General features: G+C 39.5%; 19 protein-coding genes. 11 read left to right on the forward strand and 8 right to left on the reverse strand.

Annotation, left to right across the window (positions count from 1 at the left end):
* The first annotated feature begins 127 nt into the window (after positions 1–127).
* The 6 genes from BM207_RS09900 to BM207_RS09925 all read left to right on the forward strand — a co-directional run bounded on the left by BM207_RS09900 (position 128) and on the right by BM207_RS09925 (position 3,806).
* Entirely contained in the window at positions 128–823 is a 696-nt protein-coding gene (locus BM207_RS09900) for a DUF4397 domain-containing protein (RefSeq protein WP_090993504.1), read from the forward strand.
* A gap of 72 nt (positions 824–895) precedes the next feature.
* Positions 896–1,465, forward strand: a complete 570-nt coding sequence (locus BM207_RS09905; protein ID WP_090993506.1) for an RNA polymerase sigma factor — start codon at positions 896–898, stop codon at positions 1,463–1,465.
* Positions 1,452–2,711: a porin family protein gene (locus BM207_RS09910; protein WP_090993508.1), complete on the forward strand. Its 1,260-nt coding sequence runs from the start codon at positions 1,452–1,454 to the stop codon at positions 2,709–2,711. Before BM207_RS09905 ends, BM207_RS09910 begins: the two co-directional genes overlap by 14 nt.
* A gap of 5 nt (positions 2,712–2,716) precedes the next feature.
* Positions 2,717–3,304, forward strand: a complete 588-nt coding sequence (locus tag BM207_RS09915; protein WP_090993509.1) for a TlpA family protein disulfide reductase — start codon at positions 2,717–2,719, stop codon at positions 3,302–3,304.
* A gap of 8 nt (positions 3,305–3,312) precedes the next feature.
* The gene (locus tag BM207_RS09920; RefSeq protein WP_090993511.1) at positions 3,313–3,573 is read left to right on the forward strand and encodes a hypothetical protein; all 261 of its coding nucleotides are present in this window, start codon (positions 3,313–3,315) and stop codon (positions 3,571–3,573) included.
* Entirely contained in the window at positions 3,570–3,806 is a 237-nt protein-coding gene (locus tag BM207_RS09925) for a hypothetical protein (RefSeq protein WP_090993513.1), read from the forward strand. Before BM207_RS09920 ends, BM207_RS09925 begins: the two co-directional genes overlap by 4 nt.
* A gap of 6 nt (positions 3,807–3,812) precedes the next feature.
* Here the strand turns inward: BM207_RS09925 and BM207_RS09930 are convergent, their stop codons facing one another.
* The 4 genes from BM207_RS09930 to BM207_RS09945 all read right to left on the reverse strand — a co-directional run bounded on the left by BM207_RS09930 (position 3,813) and on the right by BM207_RS09945 (position 6,175).
* The gene (locus BM207_RS09930) at positions 3,813–4,238 is read right to left on the reverse strand and encodes a hypothetical protein (protein ID WP_090993515.1); all 426 of its coding nucleotides are present in this window, start codon (positions 4,236–4,238) and stop codon (positions 3,813–3,815) included.
* A 122-nt stretch (positions 4,239–4,360) separates the two neighbouring features.
* Positions 4,361–5,458, reverse strand: a complete 1,098-nt coding sequence (locus BM207_RS09935; protein ID WP_090993517.1) for a Nif3-like dinuclear metal center hexameric protein — start codon at positions 5,456–5,458, stop codon at positions 4,361–4,363.
* 56 nt (positions 5,459–5,514) lie between these two features.
* The gene (locus BM207_RS09940; protein WP_090993519.1) at positions 5,515–5,877 is read right to left on the reverse strand and encodes a TM2 domain-containing protein; all 363 of its coding nucleotides are present in this window, start codon (positions 5,875–5,877) and stop codon (positions 5,515–5,517) included.
* A gap of 19 nt (positions 5,878–5,896) precedes the next feature.
* Positions 5,897–6,175 (reverse strand): DUF2752 domain-containing protein, encoded by a 279-nt coding sequence (locus BM207_RS09945; RefSeq protein WP_090993521.1) that lies wholly within the window; start codon positions 6,173–6,175, stop codon positions 5,897–5,899.
* A 180-nt stretch (positions 6,176–6,355) separates the two neighbouring features.
* Between BM207_RS09945 and mfd the strand changes: the two genes are divergently transcribed.
* A complete protein-coding gene (mfd, locus tag BM207_RS09950; RefSeq protein WP_090993523.1) occupies positions 6,356–9,691 on the forward strand; it encodes a transcription-repair coupling factor in 3,336 nt (1,111 codons plus the stop codon).
* 2 nt (positions 9,692–9,693) lie between these two features.
* A complete protein-coding gene (locus tag BM207_RS09955; protein WP_090993525.1) occupies positions 9,694–9,906 on the forward strand; it encodes a DUF3820 family protein in 213 nt (70 codons plus the stop codon).
* 161 nt (positions 9,907–10,067) lie between these two features.
* On the opposite strand, the gene BM207_RS09960 is transcribed toward BM207_RS09955, so the two are convergent.
* The 3 genes from BM207_RS09960 to BM207_RS09970 all read right to left on the reverse strand — a co-directional run bounded on the left by BM207_RS09960 (position 10,068) and on the right by BM207_RS09970 (position 14,608).
* A complete protein-coding gene (locus BM207_RS09960) occupies positions 10,068–12,794 on the reverse strand; it encodes a M14 family metallopeptidase (RefSeq protein ID WP_090993528.1) in 2,727 nt (908 codons plus the stop codon).
* A 90-nt stretch (positions 12,795–12,884) separates the two neighbouring features.
* Positions 12,885–13,694, reverse strand: a complete 810-nt coding sequence (locus tag BM207_RS09965) for a phosphatidate cytidylyltransferase (RefSeq protein ID WP_090993530.1) — start codon at positions 13,692–13,694, stop codon at positions 12,885–12,887.
* A complete protein-coding gene (locus BM207_RS09970; RefSeq protein ID WP_090993532.1) occupies positions 13,691–14,608 on the reverse strand; it encodes a CPBP family intramembrane glutamic endopeptidase in 918 nt (305 codons plus the stop codon). Before BM207_RS09970 ends, BM207_RS09965 begins: the two co-directional genes overlap by 4 nt.
* 53 nt (positions 14,609–14,661) lie before the next feature.
* Here BM207_RS09970 and dusB point away from each other — a divergent pair, with 53 nt between their 5' ends.
* Both dusB and apaG read left to right on the forward strand, forming a co-directional pair.
* Positions 14,662–15,669 (forward strand): tRNA dihydrouridine synthase DusB, encoded by a 1,008-nt coding sequence (dusB, locus tag BM207_RS09975; protein ID WP_090993533.1) that lies wholly within the window; start codon positions 14,662–14,664, stop codon positions 15,667–15,669.
* A 30-nt stretch (positions 15,670–15,699) separates the two neighbouring features.
* On the forward strand, positions 15,700–16,086 hold the full coding sequence (gene apaG, locus BM207_RS09980; protein ID WP_090993536.1) for a Co2+/Mg2+ efflux protein ApaG: 387 nt from the start codon (positions 15,700–15,702) through the stop codon (positions 16,084–16,086).
* Positions 16,087–16,093: 7 nt separating this feature from the next.
* Here apaG and BM207_RS09985 read toward each other — a convergent pair whose 3' ends face one another.
* Positions 16,094–16,789, reverse strand: a complete 696-nt coding sequence (locus BM207_RS09985; RefSeq protein ID WP_090993540.1) for a zinc metallopeptidase — start codon at positions 16,787–16,789, stop codon at positions 16,094–16,096.
* An 84-nt stretch (positions 16,790–16,873) separates the two neighbouring features.
* On the opposite strand from BM207_RS09985, the gene BM207_RS09990 reads away from it, so the two are divergent.
* On the forward strand, positions 16,874–18,013 hold the full coding sequence (locus BM207_RS09990) for an NAD(P)/FAD-dependent oxidoreductase (RefSeq protein WP_090993542.1): 1,140 nt from the start codon (positions 16,874–16,876) through the stop codon (positions 18,011–18,013).
* Positions 18,014–18,028: the final 15 nt, after the last annotated feature.

Consider the following 18,028-nt stretch of genomic DNA (forward strand, 5'->3'; position numbering starts at 1 on the left):
ATAATAATTGGTATTTTTATAATTATTTTTTGAGTGCCGTGTAGCGTTTTGTTGCTTTAACTCGTATTCTATAAACGTGTTAAATGGACGTTGACCATTTGTTTTTTATTTTACCAGAAAATTAATCATGAACCCATCAATAAATTATAAAAATATTATTGCGGCTTTCATCGTATCAATATTACTAACTTCTTGCAAAAAAAATGAAGGTCCTAAGTTTATTGATGTTTCTGGACTTAGTATCGTTAATGCCTCCCCTAGTACCGAGAAGTTAGATGTATATGTTGATAATACTAAAGTAACAAACGCTGCAACTGATTTTGTTTTCGGAGGGAAAATAGATTACTTATCGGCCTATTCAGGAAGCCGAAAAATGACGATAACTAGAAAGGATTCTCCCATTCCGTTAAAATCAGAACTGTTTGTTTTAGAACCCCAATATGGTTATACGCTTTTTATCCTCGACAGGTTTGCAGACATTAAATTTATGATGCTTTCTGATAATTTAACCAAACCACCAAAAGGTAAAGCTTCCATAAGGTTTGCAAATCTAAGTCCCGATACTGACCCGCTTACTTTGGCTGTCGCGGGCTCAAATTATTTAATTACAAATGTTGCCTTTAAAAATTATTCCATTCCAATTTTTATTGACGCTGGAGATAAGGTTAATTTTGAAGTAAGAGAACATAGTACGGGAAGCTTAATTGCAACTTTGCCCAATGTAAAAATTGAAGAAGAGAAAATTTATACGATTTATGTTAAAGGACTTAAAGCGTCGACTGACGAAATGAAATTAGGTGTTGCTATTTATACACACAAATAGGATCGCTTTTTTTAATAACCTAACCAAATCATTTTATATGATTAAAAAGAAGAACCAGGCCTAACAATACGAATGCTCAATTTTGAGGAAACTATTGTAGGCTGCCTACGTAACCAAAGCAAGAGTAAAGAAATGGTTTATAAATCATTTTATGGCTATTTAATGGCTGTTATTTTGCGTTATGTAAATGATAGAGATGATGCAGAAGAGCTTGTAAATGACGCCTTTATAAAGATTTTTAACGCTGTAAAACAATTTAAATTTCCAGCAAACAAAGAAGAACACCAAAAAGCATTTAAAGCATGGATTTCGAAGATTGCCTCACGTACCGCGATAGATTTTTTACGTACTAAACGCAATTTAATGTCCATCGAAGAAATAGTTGAAGAACAAGAACCATTAACAGAAATAAATATAATTACCGCATTAAATGTGAAAGACATTCTTAAACTCCTTGATGCGCTGCCAGAGATACAAAAATTGATTTTTAATTTATACGAGATTGAAGGATTTTCTCATGATGAGATTGCCAAAACCTTAAATATTCCTGAAAGTTCCAGCAGGGTTTATTTAACAAGGGCAAAAAACAAATTGAGAACCCTTTACTCCAAAACAATAGCAAATGCATATGCAACCTACTGAACATAAGCACAAAAATGATGTGGAGCTAATTGATCACATCAAGCAAAGCCTAAAAACTCATGAAGAGTTATACGATTTAGGCGCGTGGGAAAAATTTAATGAAAAGCAAAAGACCAAAAAACGCCCGGTTTTTTGGATAATGAGCTTAAGTGGTGCAGCAGCTGTACTGGCGGTTTGTATTACGCTTATTTGGTTTACAAAAGATACGCCTAAAGCAGAACAACTCACTCAAGTTGGTTCTCCTAAAACTACTGAATTGCCAACTCATCAACCGCAAAAAACCGAAGCAAGGAGCACGGAACAACAACTTGCATTAACCCCGTTAAAAGCGAGTGAGTTGAGAAATAGCGTGATCACTGCTGACGTTGTTCAGATTGCAGCTCAAACCCCGGTGCTAAATATTGCTAACAGCCCAAATGTTGACAAGACGGACACACCTACTCCCGCAGCAGACCAACAGATTATTGCCCAGGTGGTAGAAGTAACTACGCCAGGCACATCCGAATTTCTTGCTAACGAAAGCCAAAAAAATGCTGCTTCTCAAACCAAGTTCGTCCCTAATCAACGACAAAGCAAATGGGCAATGGGCCTGGTATTAGCTCCTTCATTTAGCAACACTAACGAGTTAAATATGGGCTATGGGATTAGCATGAGTTATAATTTCTCCAATAAACTTTCCTTAAGTTCTGGCATTGCCTATAACAAGATGAGCGCAAGTAAAAATTTACCGACAAACATTGGCGCTTCATCTATCATAATTGGAAACACCAAAAGCTTAGAGGTGATCAATGAAGAAGTGGTTGGCCTAGACATCCCATTGGAATTAAAATATAACATCAATAAAAATCTATATGCAAATTTTGGTGTTTCTGGTTTCGCAGTACTTAATCAACGTAGAAATAATACCTTCGTAGAGCAAGTAGTCGTTAAAAGAAACCCCACCCCTTCCGGAGCGGCTAGCGTACCCTCTGGACCAGATGGCGCCTCCAGTAGCACCGACCCTTCTGGTGCAAAAGGTCAATTTGCCAATTCTTACATTGTAAATCAACGTACTACGGAACGGGCGTCGGCTATACAAGACGTGAACTATCTCGGATTTTATACCCTTTCGTTTGGTTATACTAAGAAGGTTTATAAAAACCATTCTTTATCCATAGAGCCTTTTGTTAAATTACCCATAAAAATCGTTTCTCAAGACCATTTAAAATTAATGGGAACAGGCCTAAGATTAAGAGTGGGCTTTTAGAAAATATGAAAAAGAGCGTATTTACAAAGAAAAATATTGTCAATGCTTTGTTTATTGGCTTGTTTCTGACCATACTTTTTGTTCCGTCGGCCAAAGCTTTAGTCATGCGAGGCCTTATGGAAATTGGTCTATTCAAGCCCTCAATTAGCGAGCAAAAAAACACACTGCCGGTAGACCTTTCGAGTATCAAATTTAAAGATGCCACCAATAAAGTTGTGAGTTTGGGCGACCTCAAAGGCAAAGTTGTCTTTTTAAATTTCTGGGCCACCTGGTGCCCACCATGTTTAGCGGAAATGCCTGCTATTCATAAATTATATCAAAAGTTTGCGGCCGATAAAGAGGTTGTGTTTCTGTTAGTTGATGCAGATGGCAATTTAAAGAAGGCCCAAGCTTATCTGGATCGAAAAAACTATTCTTTTCCACTTTTTAACGTTGCTAGTGAAATTCCCGATGTGATTTTCAATGGATCATTACCTACAACAATTGTTTTCGATAAAAAAGGAAGAATAGCTTATAATGGAGTGGGGGCAGCAAATTATGCAAGTCCTAAGTTTATTTCCTTTATCAAAGAGCTTAAAGCCTTAAAAGAATAAAATAAGTTATGCAACAACCCTTTGATTTAACAATCGGCCCAGTTAATTATGCCATATTCCCAGAGGGGAATCACACCTATGTGGTATTTAAGGATGGAAAAGAATACCTACAGATCCAAAAAGATGATGCAGCACAATGGATCAAGTTTGACAAAGAAACAGGAATTCCACTATTTGAACTTGACGAGGAAGTGAATCAATTAGGCAAGCTGATTGACACTTACCAAGAAGATCCGGACAACTACGAGGATGAAATGGACTTAGAATGAGTGACGGATCTTTTTACTTTAAGATAGGCAAAGTTATTTATGAGGCTCTTCCTGAAGATGACGGCGTATATACCATTTTTAAAGATGGCGGCGAGTATATACAGGTTACGCAACATGCCAGCCTCAAATGGCTTAGAATTGATTACAAAACAGACCTTCCGGTCATTGAAGAAAATGAAGAAGTTGACGCCATTGGAAGAGTAATTGTTCGATACCTAAAAGAAAACCCTTAAAGTTACTTATGGATGCCCGTAGGTGTAGCGAAATGACTCCGTAGTTGAATTTACAATCACAATAAGGCTTGTTTCTGTGAGCTCGTTTATCTCCATTAAGTTCCCCTCCTCTATCTGAATGCCTTTATCTACAAAACTCCAAGACCCATAGGCGATAATCTGAGCATCTCCAGGTAATTTTAAAAGTCCCGCATCAATAGCCCATTTATACCAAGGATCAAAGATCAAGGCATTGTCCTTTTCATGCGGAAGTGGAGTTCCGGTAATATCGAGCCAAGTACCCGTAGATGATTTTTTTTCCACCTTTAACGTAATCCATCCAGAACGCTTGGTTAAAAGCGCCATCTTTTCCTGGGTTTCTTTGAATTCCTTTTTACAAGATGAGGTTAATACAACAAGTAAGACGAAGAGTATTTTAAGAGCTGATTTCATTTATATGGTTAATGTGCAATACTAAATTACTGTTTTAAAAGTCAACCTCCAAAACCTGGCTTGTTGCTCATATTAGGTTATACGGTTAAATGTTTGGAAACGCTACAAAGCCTTATTGTTTTTCAGCTAAAATAGTTTACCGGGTTAGTGTTATGCCCTGTTAAATAAATAGCTAAGTTTGGAAATTTTGTGAACAATGAATCCCTCAGTAAGTTGGAAGTAAATTGCTCACTCTCATAATGGCCAATGTCGCAAATGATGAGCTTATTCTCGGCATCAAAAAATTCATGATATTTAAAGTCGGCCGTTACGAAGGCATCTGCTCCCGCAGCGATAGCATCTTTTAATAAAAAGCTGCCCGCACCCCCACAAACTGCTACTTTTTTAATCTGCTTAGGTAAAACTGCCGTGTGACGGATTACCTTGGTGTGCATTTTGTCTTTAACATGCTGTAAGAAATCCATCCCCTCCATTTCTTGCGAGAGCCAACCTATCATACCCGCCCCAACATTTGCCAAACTATTCGAAAGTGGATAAATATCATAAGCAACATCTTCATAAGGATGATGCTCCAATAAAGAAATCACAATCTTACGTTCATCTTGCACCTTAAAAATTACTTCGATACGCTGCTCTTTCTCGTGATGACGGCTGCCAGGAACGCCAACAAAGGGGTCAGTATTTTCATTGCCATTAAATGTGCCGATACCTTCACTGCTGAAGCTACACTCACTATAATTGCCTATATTACCAGCTCCTGCGCTAAATAATGCCTCTTTAACAGCGTTTGCCGAGGCCGTTGGACAAAAGGTAACGAGTTTCTTTAACAAGCCGCTTTTAGGTGCTAAAACCCTGCCGTTCATAATGCCCAGGCGTTTGCAAATCTCTCCGCTTACGCCATTAGCAACGTGATCTAGATTAGTATGGATAGCATACAGAGCGATATCGTTTTTAATTGCTTTTTGCACCACCCGCTCTACATAGGTTTTACTATTGAATCTTTTTAACCCTTTAAATACAATGGGGTGGTGGGTAATAATCAGGTTGCATTGTCTGGCAATCGCTTCCTCAACTATTAGCTCTGTACAATCCAGGGCCACTAAAACTCCGGTAATTTCTTGTTGGGGCTGACCAACAATCAGCCCCGCATTATCATAATCTTCTTGATAATTAAGCGGCGCCACACTTTCTAGATAATCTGTGATCAATGCTAGTTTCATGCCCTAAAAGTAAGAAATCCCTACAAGGTTTCAACCTTATAGGGACTATTTATAATCTACTGAAAATTTCCCATTCTAACCATTTGCAAGCTTTCAAACACCATACGCTGATTATGCTCAAAGGCTAGTTCTTTATGGTTAATGATGTCTACAATTGACCCGATAAAACACAATCCTATTGTAAATAGATATAAAATACCCATGCCTATTTGTCCAATGATAAACCGTTGTAATCCCGGTAACAGAAACAAACCAATGATACAGAAAAGCAGCATATCGCTGGGGTTCTTACGTTTGCCCGAATAAATCATCAGGAAAGTGCGCAATTGCTGCTCGCTTAAACCGTTGGTTGCGGTTTGTAAATACGAATATTCTTGTGGGGTTATACCCGGTAATGCCATGAATTGTGAATCGAACATTGTTAATCCTCCTTATATTTTAAATTAAATTTCCTTTTATTCTTATTGTAATCAGTTTCGTTATTCTATAAATTATCACCATTAAGGCCGGTATGCCAAACCAATGAAAATTTAAACTCTCTTTGAACTCTCCATGAAACAACGCGCTAATCGACCTTCCTAAACCACAACCCGGACACCATTCTACTCCCAAATTTGCTAAGGGACAAAGGCTAAAATGGTGTGCATGAGGGTTTGCATTTGCCAACAACACTAAAGCCGTGATCCAGAAAACTAATTCTATCGGAAAGCGCTTCATGGTTTCATATTCCTTTCTTTTATACTAATTAGAGGCTATGTTAAACCCTTTGTTACTGTAAAACGGGCAATTTCGACGAAAGGTAAAAAAAATCCGACAAACCGCCTGTATTACCAGAACAATTCCAATGTTTATAGGTTATCTCTAATAACATCAAACAAAATTTATTACCTTTGATTAGTGAATATTCGGGACCTTGTAAGTAGATATAAAACCGATGAGCGTGTTGTAGCTTTTGCACAAGCACTCCAAAAAGAAAAGGGCAATAAAACCCAATTAAGGGGATTAGTGGGTTCGGCTGATGCGGTAATTGCTACTGCAAGTTATTTTCTGCTTCATCAACCACAACTTTTCATCTTGCCAAATAGAGAAGAAGCGGCCTATTTTTTATCCGATCTGGAAGGCATTTTGGGCAAAGAGATATTACTCTTCCCGTCTTCATTTCGCAAAGCATTTGAATTTACCCAAATAGATACGGCCAATGTTTTAGCAAGAGCGGAGGTTTTAAATGAACTTAACCATCAATCTGAATACGGTAAAGTGGTTGTCACTTATCCAGAGGCCTTAGCCGAAAAAGTAATAGATCGAACAGTTTTAGAAAAAAACACCCTCGAGATTAGCATAGGCATTAATTTGGGCATCGATTTTATCAATGAGTTTTTATTTGATTATGATTTCGAGCGGACAGATTTTGTCTACGAACCAGGTCAATTCTCTGTACGGGGTGGCATTGTAGATATTTTCTCTTTTTCTCATGAACTACCCTATCGTATCGAGTTTTTTGGAGATACTGTTGAGCGCATCCGTACTTTTGAGATCGAAAGCCAGCTCTCCGTTGATGATGTAAAGAACTTTACCATCGTGCCCAATGTACAGGCAAAGTTTTTAACCGAAAACAATATAAGCCTGTTAGATTACATAGAAAAGGGCACACAACTTTGGTTTAAAGACGTAGAATTTACGCTGGATGTGGTGAAAGGAGGCTATAAAAAGGCCGTTGAATTATGGAAAGCATTGGGCATTGCCGATAAGCAGCAAAATCCGAACTGGTTAGATCCTAAGTTCTCTTTTTCGGACGAGAAAATGCTGGCCGACCTTTTTCAAGACTTTAGTCTCGTAGAATTTGGAAAGCAGTTCTTCTATCAAACACCGCATGTTTTTAATTTCGAAACGAAACCCCAACCCTCTTTCAATAAGGATTTTGATCTTTTGATTAAAAACCTCAAAGAAAACGAGAACTTGGCTATTCATAATTTTATCTTTACCAACTCCATTAAACAAACGGAGCGTTTATATGCTATTTTAGACGATATTGATAAAACTGCCAAGTTTACGCCCGTTAATATTCCCCTTCGGGAAGGATTTTTAGATCCCATACAAAAGGTTGCATTTTATACTGACCACCAGATTTTTGATCGTTTTTATAAATATCAACTAAAAAGAGGCTATCAGCGTAGTCAGGCCATTACATTAAAAGATTTACGAGAACTTAAGCCTGGCGATTTTGTAACACACATAGATCACGGCATTGGAAAATATGCAGGCCTGGAAAAAGTAGAGGTAAATGGCAAAATGCAAGAGATGATCCGTTTGGTATATGCCGATAATGATCTACTCTACGTAAATATTAACTCTTTAAATAGGATTGCGAAATTTAGTGGCAAAGACGGCACTCAGCCCAAAATGAACAAGCTGGGGACCGAAGCATGGGACAAGCTTAAGAAAACTACAAAAAAAAAAGTTAAAGACATTGCCCGAGACCTCATCAAACTTTATGCCATGCGCAAGGCACAGGTGGGTACGGCTTTTAGTCCAGATGGATATTTAGAAACAGAGCTTGAGGCTTCGTTTATTTATGAAGACACGCCCGATCAGGTAAAGGCAACTGCCGATGTTAAAAAGGACATGGAGGCCCCTCATCCTATGGATCGATTAGTTTGTGGTGACGTAGGCTTTGGCAAAACAGAAATCGCTATCCGTGCTGCTTTTAAAGCCGTGGCAAACGGAAAACAAGCGGCTGTTTTAGTGCCTACCACTATTCTAGCCTTGCAGCATTTTAAAACATTCTCGTCGCGCTTAAAAGAATTTCCTTGTTCGGTAGATTATATCAATCGTTTTAAAACCAGCAAACAAATAAAAGAAACCCTGGAAAAAGTTGCCGCAGGTAAAGTGGACATCGTTATTGGCACACACCGTCTATTAAGCAAAGATGTGAAGTTTAAAGACCTGGGCATTATGATAATTGATGAGGAGCAGAAATTTGGAGTTGCCGCTAAAGAAAAATTGCGTGCCTTACGAGTCAATGTAGATACGCTAACCTTAACTGCAACACCCATTCCCAGAACGCTCCATTTTTCATTAATGGGTGCGCGCGATTTATCAATCATGAGTACTCCTCCACCAAATAGGCAGGCCGTTAATACCGAGTTGCATGTTTTTAATGATAAGTTAATTCAGGAAGCGGTACAATTTGAACTGGATCGAGGGGGACAAGTATTCTTCATCCACAACCGTGTGAATGATTTACCGCAACTTGGCGGATTGATCCAGAAACTGGTTCCAAAAGCTAGAATTGGTATTGCGCACGGGCAATTGGATGGGGACCAGTTAGAGGACGTTATGCTAGATTTCATCAACGGGGAAAAGGATGTGCTGGTTGCCACTACGATTATCGAGGCCGGATTGGATATTCCAAATGCCAATACCATTATTATTAACCATGCGCATATGTTTGGTTTAAGCGATCTACACCAAATGCGCGGCCGTGTTGGTCGATCGAATAAAAAAGCCTTCTGTTACTTGCTAAGCCTACCCCTATCTACACTCACCAACGAAGCTAGAAAACGACTCAGCGCAATTGAGGAGTTCTCTGACCTGGGAAGTGGATTTAATATCGCCATGCGCGACTTAGATATTCGTGGCAGTGGTAATTTATTAGGCGGTGAACAAAGTGGATTTATTGCGGAGATTGGCTTCGAGATGTACAATAAAATTCTAGATGAGGCCATACAAGAACTGAAAGACGCAGAGTTCAAAGATTTGTTCAAAGATGAGCCAGAGCGTGCTTATGTAAGCTTTACACAGGTTGATACTGATGTTGAACTCCATATTCCTGATGATTATGTTACAAGCATCACCGAACGATATAACTTATATACCGAGCTATCGAAGCTAGAAAATGAGGCCGAATTAAACGCCTTCGAGCATGAACTCAGAGATCGATTTGGCCCTGTACCACAACCCGTAAAAGCCATGCTGAAAGTGTTGCGCTTGCAATGGGTAGGAAAAAGGCTAGGCTTTGAAAAACTAAGTTTTAAAAAGAATATTTTAAGAGGTTATTTTGTGAGCGATAAACAATCAAAGTTCTTCGATTCGGAGGTGTTTAACCGTATCTTGGCCTTTGCCCAGCAACATCCTCGCTTGTGCAACCTAAAAGAAATAAAAGATAGCTTGCGTATTGCTTTTGATAACATCAACAATGTTGATGAGGCCATAGAAATGTTAGAATTAATATAAAAATGGATTCATCCCTATTATTAGAACTTGTGAAGATGAAGATGCCTTTTGGTAAATACCAAGGATGGACGATTGCTTCGCTGCCGGAATCCTATTTGGTTTGGTTCCATTCAAAGGGATTCCCCCCAGGCAAATTAGGCATACTGCTCGGTACCATGTATGAGATTAAACTAAACGGACTAGAGTATTTACTGCAACCGTTAAAGGGTAGATAGGTTAAGTGATTTCTATCTTCAGGAGGTAAGGATACGATCGGATAATTTTACTCCGTAAGCCCTTGTAAAAAATTCGTCATTGCGAGGAACGAAGCAATCTAATTACCCTGCCCTTTTAAGATTGTTTTGCTTTATGCTTCGCAATTCCTCGCAATGACGAGCTATTTGTATAGCTGATTAAACATCCATTTAAAAGTTCCATGTGTCTGCGCTCTGAACGTTATTTCTGGTCCGAAGGCAAAAACTTTCCCTTTCCCATAATTCGCTTCAAAGGCCACTACGCCGTCTTGTAGATAGCTTTCTCCCCAAGCCCATCCACTACGTAAAGGCGTTGCACTTCCAAACCAGGCTAATGGTCTAATTTGTCCTGAAGATACCGCGTTTGGATTTAGCTTAAACACAGGGCTATTGTCGAAATAAACATCTGTTGCCGCGTCCAATCCCCAGTTAGCTGTTTGTGTCTTATCAACTGTGACACTTAAAACACTTCCTGGAACATAATATTTGGTAGCTGGTAATCTTTTCTCCTGCCCATCAACCATTTCAACCATTGCATTTCTAACAGGCAAATTTAAATGCGCAGCGATATTCGTTGCCGAACCGATCGCTACAATATCACCGCCAGCCGCTAAGAATTCCTTTAACTGAGGAATTGATTTATCCTGGCTCATTCTACCTATTCTAGCTTTGAACTCTTCCGGTATTGATGCATTAGCAGCAGTTCCGCCAAAATTACCCCTTCCTCCTTCGCCTCCTGTAGTTAAAGCAGGAATTGATCCCCCAACAAAAATAATCACATCATATTTTTCTTTCAGCTTACCTGCATCAATATCCGGGGCGTAGATCACGGTAGCATCAAAGTGGTATTGCTCCATAATAAAGCGTATCCATCCCGATGGCATTGAACCGCCGTAGGTATCCCATAAGGCGATGCGTGATGGGGCTATTTTCACCGCTTTAGCCGGTTTTGACCCTGCTGTTATACGCATTCCAAAACCATGTTCTGCTTTGTTCAAAATGGTTTTAGCTTTAGCAGACGCCGGGACATAAAATGATCCATCAGCAGTATTTCGGAATACTTCCACGCCACCTTTTAACAATTCATTCACTGCTAAGAAACTTTCATTTGCGAGCGCGCTTAGCACAAAGCCATTGCCAGATGGAAGCGGTTTTGGCGTTGCTTTTAACAACTCCCCATGAGGAAGTTTTTCAAATGGCCCATCAAATTTATCTTGGATACGGTCAAATTTAACATTCATCAAATAAGCTAATGTCCACCCGGCAGCGTCGTAAGGAGCTACAGGAGGTCCGCCTTCATATTTAAAATCATTCGGATGGTCTTGCGGCTCGAACATATCCAAAACATGGGGTCTAAAAGCCTGATCGGTTTTAACCACATAACTTCCAGAAGGATAGTTCTTCCCTGCTACGGCAAAAGCTGCAGTGGCTTTGTGTACTACAACGCCCGTTCTGATTAAAGCATTTAAAAAACGGATTGCAGTCGTAAAGTCTGGCTGGTCTGCCGAAAGAATGTAACCTCTTGCATCACGATTTTTAGGCGCTTTCATCACCGTGTCCAAATATTTAGTTGGCATAGCAGGCGTTCTACCCCCAAAACCACCCGTATTCGCCCCAGCTGGTCTATCCTTTTGGTAAGCAGCATTGATAGCCTCGATCTTTTTAGGAGAAAAAGACCAGGTATCTTTACTACCCCTGTCGATGGAGTTTTTACCCATTTGGTAAATATTATAAAGCAGCTCATCGTAATGACGCTGCGCATAGTTTAACACCGCATAATTTAAGGAAACCGAATAATCTATTGAGTTCCTAAAAAACCATTTTTGTGGCAAAACAGGGTTTGGCGAATCACCATTTGGCAATAACCGGGAAGGGACTAAAGGGATTTCGGATGGTGTAGGGCTACCTACGATCTCCGTTAACAACCCAATCATATTATGAAAGTAAGTGGTGGTGCGCAGACCTCCATTATACCATGTTGAAAACACAGATCCGCCACGTTGAGTGTAGCCCGGCTTTCCTTCTACATTCATTCTGCTATGCATTGCGGCACCTACAGCATCTAAGCTGGTAAGTACCATAGGGTCGAACACGTAATTATAGGGATCACGATATGGGGGGCCTGCAACTACTGTCCCGGCCGGACCAGCCTGATGGTGATTATACATAATTTGCGGGATCCATTCGATAAATAACTGACGGCCCATGTTTTGAGTTTCTTTAAGATTAAGCATAAAAAAATCTCTATTATTGTCATGGCCAGCATATTTTTCATACAAACGAGGTAAACCACTTAAAGACCTTTTTTTAGGGTCTTTTTCTCTCATATACCAATCGCTTTGGAGTTCTTGTCCGTCGGGATTGGCATGCGTCATGAGCACAATTACATTATCCAAAATCTTAGTCGTTTCTGCGTCTGTGCGACTTGAAAGGTTATAGGCCATTTGAATTAACTGATGCGCGCCTACAACCTCATTGGCATGTAATCCGCCGTCAATCCATACTACAGCTTTCCCCTCAGCAGCTAATGCCTTTGCTTGCGCAGGAGTTAAACCTTCGGCGCGGCCAAGTTTCTGAGAAATCTCTTTGTATTTTTCAAGGTTTTTCTGGTTTTCCGGAGAAGTGATGATTAACATATATTGTGGTCTTCCTTCTTCCGTTTTACCAATATCTACTAATTTTACCCTTTTAGATGTCTCTGCCAGGATTTTAAAATAAGCCGATGTCTGTGTGTAATTTGCCAGTTGATAATCATCTCCGATTGTGAAGCCAAAGTGATCTTTGGGCGATGGGATGTTTTGAGCTATGGTTGTTTGAACGCAAAAGAGCATTGCAATAAACCATACAGCACGAGGGTAAAATTTTGCCATGGGGGTTAGTTTAGTTAATTATCCAAATATAAATTACTAAACAATTGAATCTATAGCTGTTGTAATTTTGTTACAAGGCGCAAACTCCTGTTAATGAATAATCAAATATAAATAAACGTACACAACGGGTGCGGCGATTAACAACCCGTCAAACCGGTCTAGGAATCCCCCATGCCCCGGTAAGAAGCTTCCCGAATCTTTGGCATCCAAACTTCTTTTCAACATAGACTCAACTAAATCTCCGAGGGTGCCAAAGCAGGAAATAAGTACCGCCATTCCTACCCATGTGGCAGTTGTCATGTCAGGAAAAAATCTGGCCATCACAAAGGCCACAACTACGCTGGTGAAAATGCCACCAAAAAACCCTTCCCATGATTTTTTTGGAGAATGGCGCTCAAATAACCTTCGTTTTCCAAATTTAACACCAAACAAATAAGCGCCAGTATCATTTGCCCATAACATTAGCAAAAAAGCCAAAGGTAAATGGTAATCATACGTTAATACGTTCGCTAAAAAGCCTAATGAATAAAAGAAGCAAAAGGGTATAGTTACATAGATAAATCCCACAAAAGTATAGGAGATGTTAGCAAATGGAATTTTATTCTTTTTGTATAGCTCGCTAATGAATACCGAAAAAATAAGAGGTACAACCAGTAAAAGATATTTTGTTTCAAACTGCAAGAAATGATAGGCCGCTGTCATTAAAAATAATATTACCGCCACTAACACGCCAATGTTGCGATGAGGTCTGATCCCTCCCATTTTTACAAGTTTATAAAACTCTAATAGCGCCACAATGCTTAATATCAAATAAAAGCCGGTAAATGTGTAGCTCCCTAAAAAGATGGAGCCTAACATAACGATAGTAAAAAAGAAAGCGGTTATTGCTCTGGTTTTCATTTGGAGGTTTGAGTTGTTTTATTTTTCAATAATTTAAACAAAGCTAGGGTTAATATTGCACTAATAATATAGCCATACCATTGCACGGGAATTTCTTCCTCGCTATTTAAGGGTAAATTCTTTTGTTGAAAATACCAGGCTATGCTCACTGCAAATCCATTGTTTAAAAAATGTGCAAAAATGGTATACCATAAGCTCCCCGTCCAAAAATAGATATAACCAAAAGCAGCGCCTAAAAATAACCTTGGGAAAAATCCATAAAACTGAAAATGTATCACGCTAAAAATGATGGCAGAAATCCAAATAGCTAGATGAGGGCTCCTTACCCACCGTAAAAAGATGCGCTGAAGTGCGCCCCTAAACAGAAATTCTTCGCAAATTGCCGGCATAACTGCAATCACAAAAAGCGTGATTAGAAAGTCGCCAACAGATTTCATTTTTAAGATGGCTACCGTCGTCTTTGCAGCCTCATCTTCCATTTTACGCATCCACGTTTCGATGCTCCTCAAAAAGTCGGGCAAGTACATCTTTTGGTTGGCTTCATTAGTCCAGCTCATAAGTGGCATAGAACAAGCCATGATTAGAAACACCACAAAAAGTATATTGATATTTGGCCTCCTTAGGTGATAAAAATTTTGCGGTTTTTTCCCTTCAATTATTCCCAACAATAAAGCCGGTGATAAAAAGAGCCCTACTTGCTGTGCGGTCAATAAAATTTTAAGCGCACCTATGTTCTTCGGATCATTCCCGCTTAGCCAAGCGGTGTCTGTTAAAATATTGCTGCCATAACATAAAAGCGCAATTCCAAACCCTACAACCATCGCCACTAGCAATCCCCCGATGGCAAATGCGCCTAGGAATAGCAGTTGTAAATAAGGGCTGTTCTCTTGCTTGGATGTTGGTATAAACTGCATTATTTGTAAATTGTGTACCTTTGTAGCTTTAATTTTGCATTGAAGATAGAAAAATGTCTGTAAAGATAGGAAATATAGATTTGGGAGCGTTCCCTTTATTGCTTGCGCCAATGGAAGATGTGAGTGATCCACCATTTCGTTATGTGTGTAAGCAAGGTGGTGCTGATTTGATGTATACCGAGTTTATTTCTTCTGAAGGGTTAATTCGGGATGCCGCAAAAAGCAGAAAGAAGCTTGATATTTTTGAATATGAACGACCGATTGGGATACAGATTTTTGGAAGCGATATAGAGAGCATGCGGGAGGCAACTGAAATTGCTACGCTTGCTGGTCCCGATTTAATGGATATAAACTATGGGTGTCCGGTTAAGAATGTTGCCTGCAGAGGCGCTGGAGCTAGCTTACTTCAAGATATAGATAAGATGGTTAAAATGACAGAAGCAGTGGTTAAAGCAACCCACTTGCCTGTAACCGTTAAAACAAGATTGGGCTGGGATGACAATACCAAAAACGTTGAAGAAGTTGCGGAACGTTTACAGGATATTGGTATTCAAGCCTTAACGATTCATGGCCGTACAAGAGCCCAGCTTTATAAGGGAGAAGCCGACTGGACATTAATTAGAGAAATTAAGCGGAACCCCCGTGTTAAGATTCCGATTTTCGGAAATGGCGATGTCGATAGTCCGCAGAAAGCTGCCGCTTGGAGAATGGAATATGAAGTGGATGGTATTATGATTGGTAGGGCCGCAATAGGGTATCCTTGGATTTTCAGGGAAGTAAAGCACTTCTTCGAAACAGGTGAACTCATGGCTGGCCCCACGCTAGAAGAACGAATAATTGCCTGCAGAACACATTTAGACAAATCTATCGAATGGAAAGGGCCAAAAGTTGGGGTGTTTGAAATGCGGAGGCACTATGCCAATTATTTCAAGGGTTTACCTGATTTTAAACCATACCGGATGATGCTCGTCAAAGAAGAAAACATCGCCACAATTCATGAGTTATTAGACGAAGTGGCAGTGAAATACGAACACGTTTTGCCTTTTTCAGAAATGGCTTGATTATTGAAATGCAATTCTTAAATTTAAATGATGGTTACCGCTATTACCCAAGGTATAAAGATTTCAGTTGATACCACTTATGAAGAGGGGTACTCTGATTCGGCAAACGAGCACTTTATGTTTGCTTATCGCATTGAGATACAGAATTTAGCTGATTTCTCCATCCGCCTAATGCGTCGCAAATGGGTGATTTTTGATTCAAATGGCACACAAAGAGAGGTAGATGGAGAGGGTGTAGTAGGAGAGCAACCAATCATCAACCCAGGAGAATCTTACAACTACGTTTCGGGATGCAATCTTAAAACTGAAATAGGGAGCATGAAAGGACATTATCAGATGCTCCGCTTAAGCGATGAAACACTATTCAACGTTGATATTCCGGAGTTTCAGTTAATAGCTCCTTACAAATTGAATTAAGGTTTCTTTAATCTCTACTTCTTCCAAATAGCATTGAAGCATAATAAATTAAGTTGGCAAGTGCGCCCAGCGCAGCGATAACATAGGTCATGGCAGCCCACCAAAGCGCATCCTTCGCTTGTGCATTTTCTTCGGCAGTATGCATTACAGTCTGATTATTCCTTAACCATAACAATGCCCTTCTGCTTGCATCAAATTCTACGGGTAGGGTTATTATACTAAACACTGTCACTAAAGCTAGGCCCGCCACACCAATTGCCAAAACAATTGGATTTCCGGTAAAACCAATTAACAATACGCCAATTAACAATACCCATTGCAACAAGTTTGAAGAAATACTAACAACCGGAACCATGCTCGACCTGAATTGTAACCAATGATATGATTTAGCGTGCTGAACAGCATGGCCACATTCGTGGGCAGCAACCGCTGCTGCTGCAACACTTCTTCCGTAATACACATCGGTACTGAGATTTACTGTTCTATCGGTTGGATTGTAATGATCTGTTAGCTGACCTTCGGTGCTCATGATTTTGATATCGTAAATGCCATTATCATATAGCATTTTTTCGGCAACTTCCTTTCCCGACATGCCCGAATTGAGCTGCATTTCGGCATATTGAGAGAATTTACTTCTAAATCTCCACTGTACGAGCATACTCAAGAGCAATACAGGGATAATTAAGATTAAATACGATTCCATTTTTTTAAATTTGTCTTTTTACTCTTAAATCAAAAAGTGTTCCCATATTTAATAGCTGTTAAAAAAATTACATAAACCATCATTATGGCTCATCATCAATCTTATTGGGAAAAGCAAAACTTCTTTACTGCTGACGTAATCATAGTAGGTAGTGGTATTGTTGGATTAAATGCGGCCTTAACAATAAAGCAGGGTAGTCCTAACACAAGCGTAATAGTGTTAGAAAGAGGGTTTTTACCAAATGGAGCCAGCACAAAAAATGCTGGTTTTGCGTGTTTTGGAAGCATTTCAGAATTGATCGAACAAGAAAAAATTTGTGGAACCGACGGTCTGCACGAGCTGATTTCCAAACGATGGAGCGGTCTTTTAAAACTTCGAGCTTTATTGGGTGATGAGAAGATTTGTTATGAAAATTACGGAGGGTACGAGTTATTTAGGCCGGCCGAGAACTCGTTGGCAGAAGAATGTGTATTAAAATTAAGCCATTTTAATGCCCTAATTGCAGACATAGTTTCGGAAAAGGAGGTATATAGCGTTGCGAATGATCAAATTCCTTCATTTGGTTTTAAGAACATCTCTACGCTTTTAAAAAATAAGTTAGAAGCTCAGATTAATCCAGGAAAAATGATGAAAAATCTGCTTGCTAAAGTAAATGGGTTAGGCGTATTGGTGCTAAATTCCTGCGAGGTTAACAAGATTAACGAAGAAGAAACACAGATCGTTCTCGAAACTAGTCAGGGTAACTTTAAGTGTAAAAAAGTAGTTTTAACCACAAATGCTTTTATCAATCAGTTTTATCCTATGCTAAACGTTGTGCCGGGCAGGGGACAGGTGATCATCACTAAACCTATTCCCAATTTGAGGCTAAAGGGAACTTTTCATTACGATAAGGGCTTTTACTATTTTAGAAATGTTGATGACCGAATACTTTTGGGAGGTGGTAGAAATTTGGATTTCAAGTCTGAGGAAACAACAGCATTCGGTGAAACCGACAAGGTACAAGCAGCGCTATTAAAGCTTTTGCAGACTATTATTTTGCCGGATACGCCCTTTGAACTTGAGCAAACATGGAGTGGAATAATGGCGTTTGGCGATAAGCTACATCCTATTATTGAAGAAATAAATCCTAACATCTTTTGTGCTGTTCGATGCAATGGCATGGGCATTGCCATTGGCAGTAACACGGGGCAGGAAGTGGGAGAGTTGGTATTAAAAGACTTGTGAAGTTAGGCGGGCTAA

Origin of the sequence: Pedobacter insulae, from assembly GCF_900113525.1 — a bacterium.
GTDB lineage: Bacteria > Bacteroidota > Bacteroidia > Sphingobacteriales > Sphingobacteriaceae > Pedobacter > Pedobacter insulae.

Coding starts and splice junctions, on each gene's coding strand:
- BM207_RS09900 (WP_090993504.1), top strand. CDS start 128: ATGAACCCATCAATAAATTATAAAAATATTATTGCGGCTTTCATCGTA.
- BM207_RS09905 (WP_090993506.1), top strand. CDS start 896: ATGCTCAATTTTGAGGAAACTATTGTAGGCTGCCTACGTAACCAAAGC.
- BM207_RS09910 (WP_090993508.1), top strand. CDS start 1,452: ATGCAACCTACTGAACATAAGCACAAAAATGATGTGGAGCTAATTGAT.
- BM207_RS09915 (WP_090993509.1), top strand. CDS start 2,717: ATGAAAAAGAGCGTATTTACAAAGAAAAATATTGTCAATGCTTTGTTT.
- BM207_RS09920 (WP_090993511.1), top strand. CDS start 3,313: ATGCAACAACCCTTTGATTTAACAATCGGCCCAGTTAATTATGCCATA.
- BM207_RS09925 (WP_090993513.1), top strand. CDS start 3,570: ATGAGTGACGGATCTTTTTACTTTAAGATAGGCAAAGTTATTTATGAG.
- BM207_RS09930 (WP_090993515.1), bottom strand. CDS start 4,238: ATGAAATCAGCTCTTAAAATACTCTTCGTCTTACTTGTTGTATTAACC.
- BM207_RS09935 (WP_090993517.1), bottom strand. CDS start 5,458: ATGAAACTAGCATTGATCACAGATTATCTAGAAAGTGTGGCGCCGCTT.
- BM207_RS09940 (WP_090993519.1), bottom strand. CDS start 5,877: ATGTTCGATTCACAATTCATGGCATTACCGGGTATAACCCCACAAGAA.
- BM207_RS09945 (WP_090993521.1), bottom strand. CDS start 6,175: ATGAAGCGCTTTCCGATAGAATTAGTTTTCTGGATCACGGCTTTAGTG.
- BM207_RS09955 (WP_090993525.1), top strand. CDS start 9,694: ATGGATTCATCCCTATTATTAGAACTTGTGAAGATGAAGATGCCTTTT.
- BM207_RS09960 (WP_090993528.1), bottom strand. CDS start 12,794: ATGGCAAAATTTTACCCTCGTGCTGTATGGTTTATTGCAATGCTCTTT.
- BM207_RS09965 (WP_090993530.1), bottom strand. CDS start 13,694: ATGAAAACCAGAGCAATAACCGCTTTCTTTTTTACTATCGTTATGTTA.
- BM207_RS09970 (WP_090993532.1), bottom strand. CDS start 14,608: ATGCAGTTTATACCAACATCCAAGCAAGAGAACAGCCCTTATTTACAA.
- dusB (WP_090993533.1), top strand. CDS start 14,662: ATGTCTGTAAAGATAGGAAATATAGATTTGGGAGCGTTCCCTTTATTG.
- apaG (WP_090993536.1), top strand. CDS start 15,700: ATGGTTACCGCTATTACCCAAGGTATAAAGATTTCAGTTGATACCACT.
- BM207_RS09985 (WP_090993540.1), bottom strand. CDS start 16,789: ATGGAATCGTATTTAATCTTAATTATCCCTGTATTGCTCTTGAGTATG.
- BM207_RS09990 (WP_090993542.1), top strand. CDS start 16,874: ATGGCTCATCATCAATCTTATTGGGAAAAGCAAAACTTCTTTACTGCT.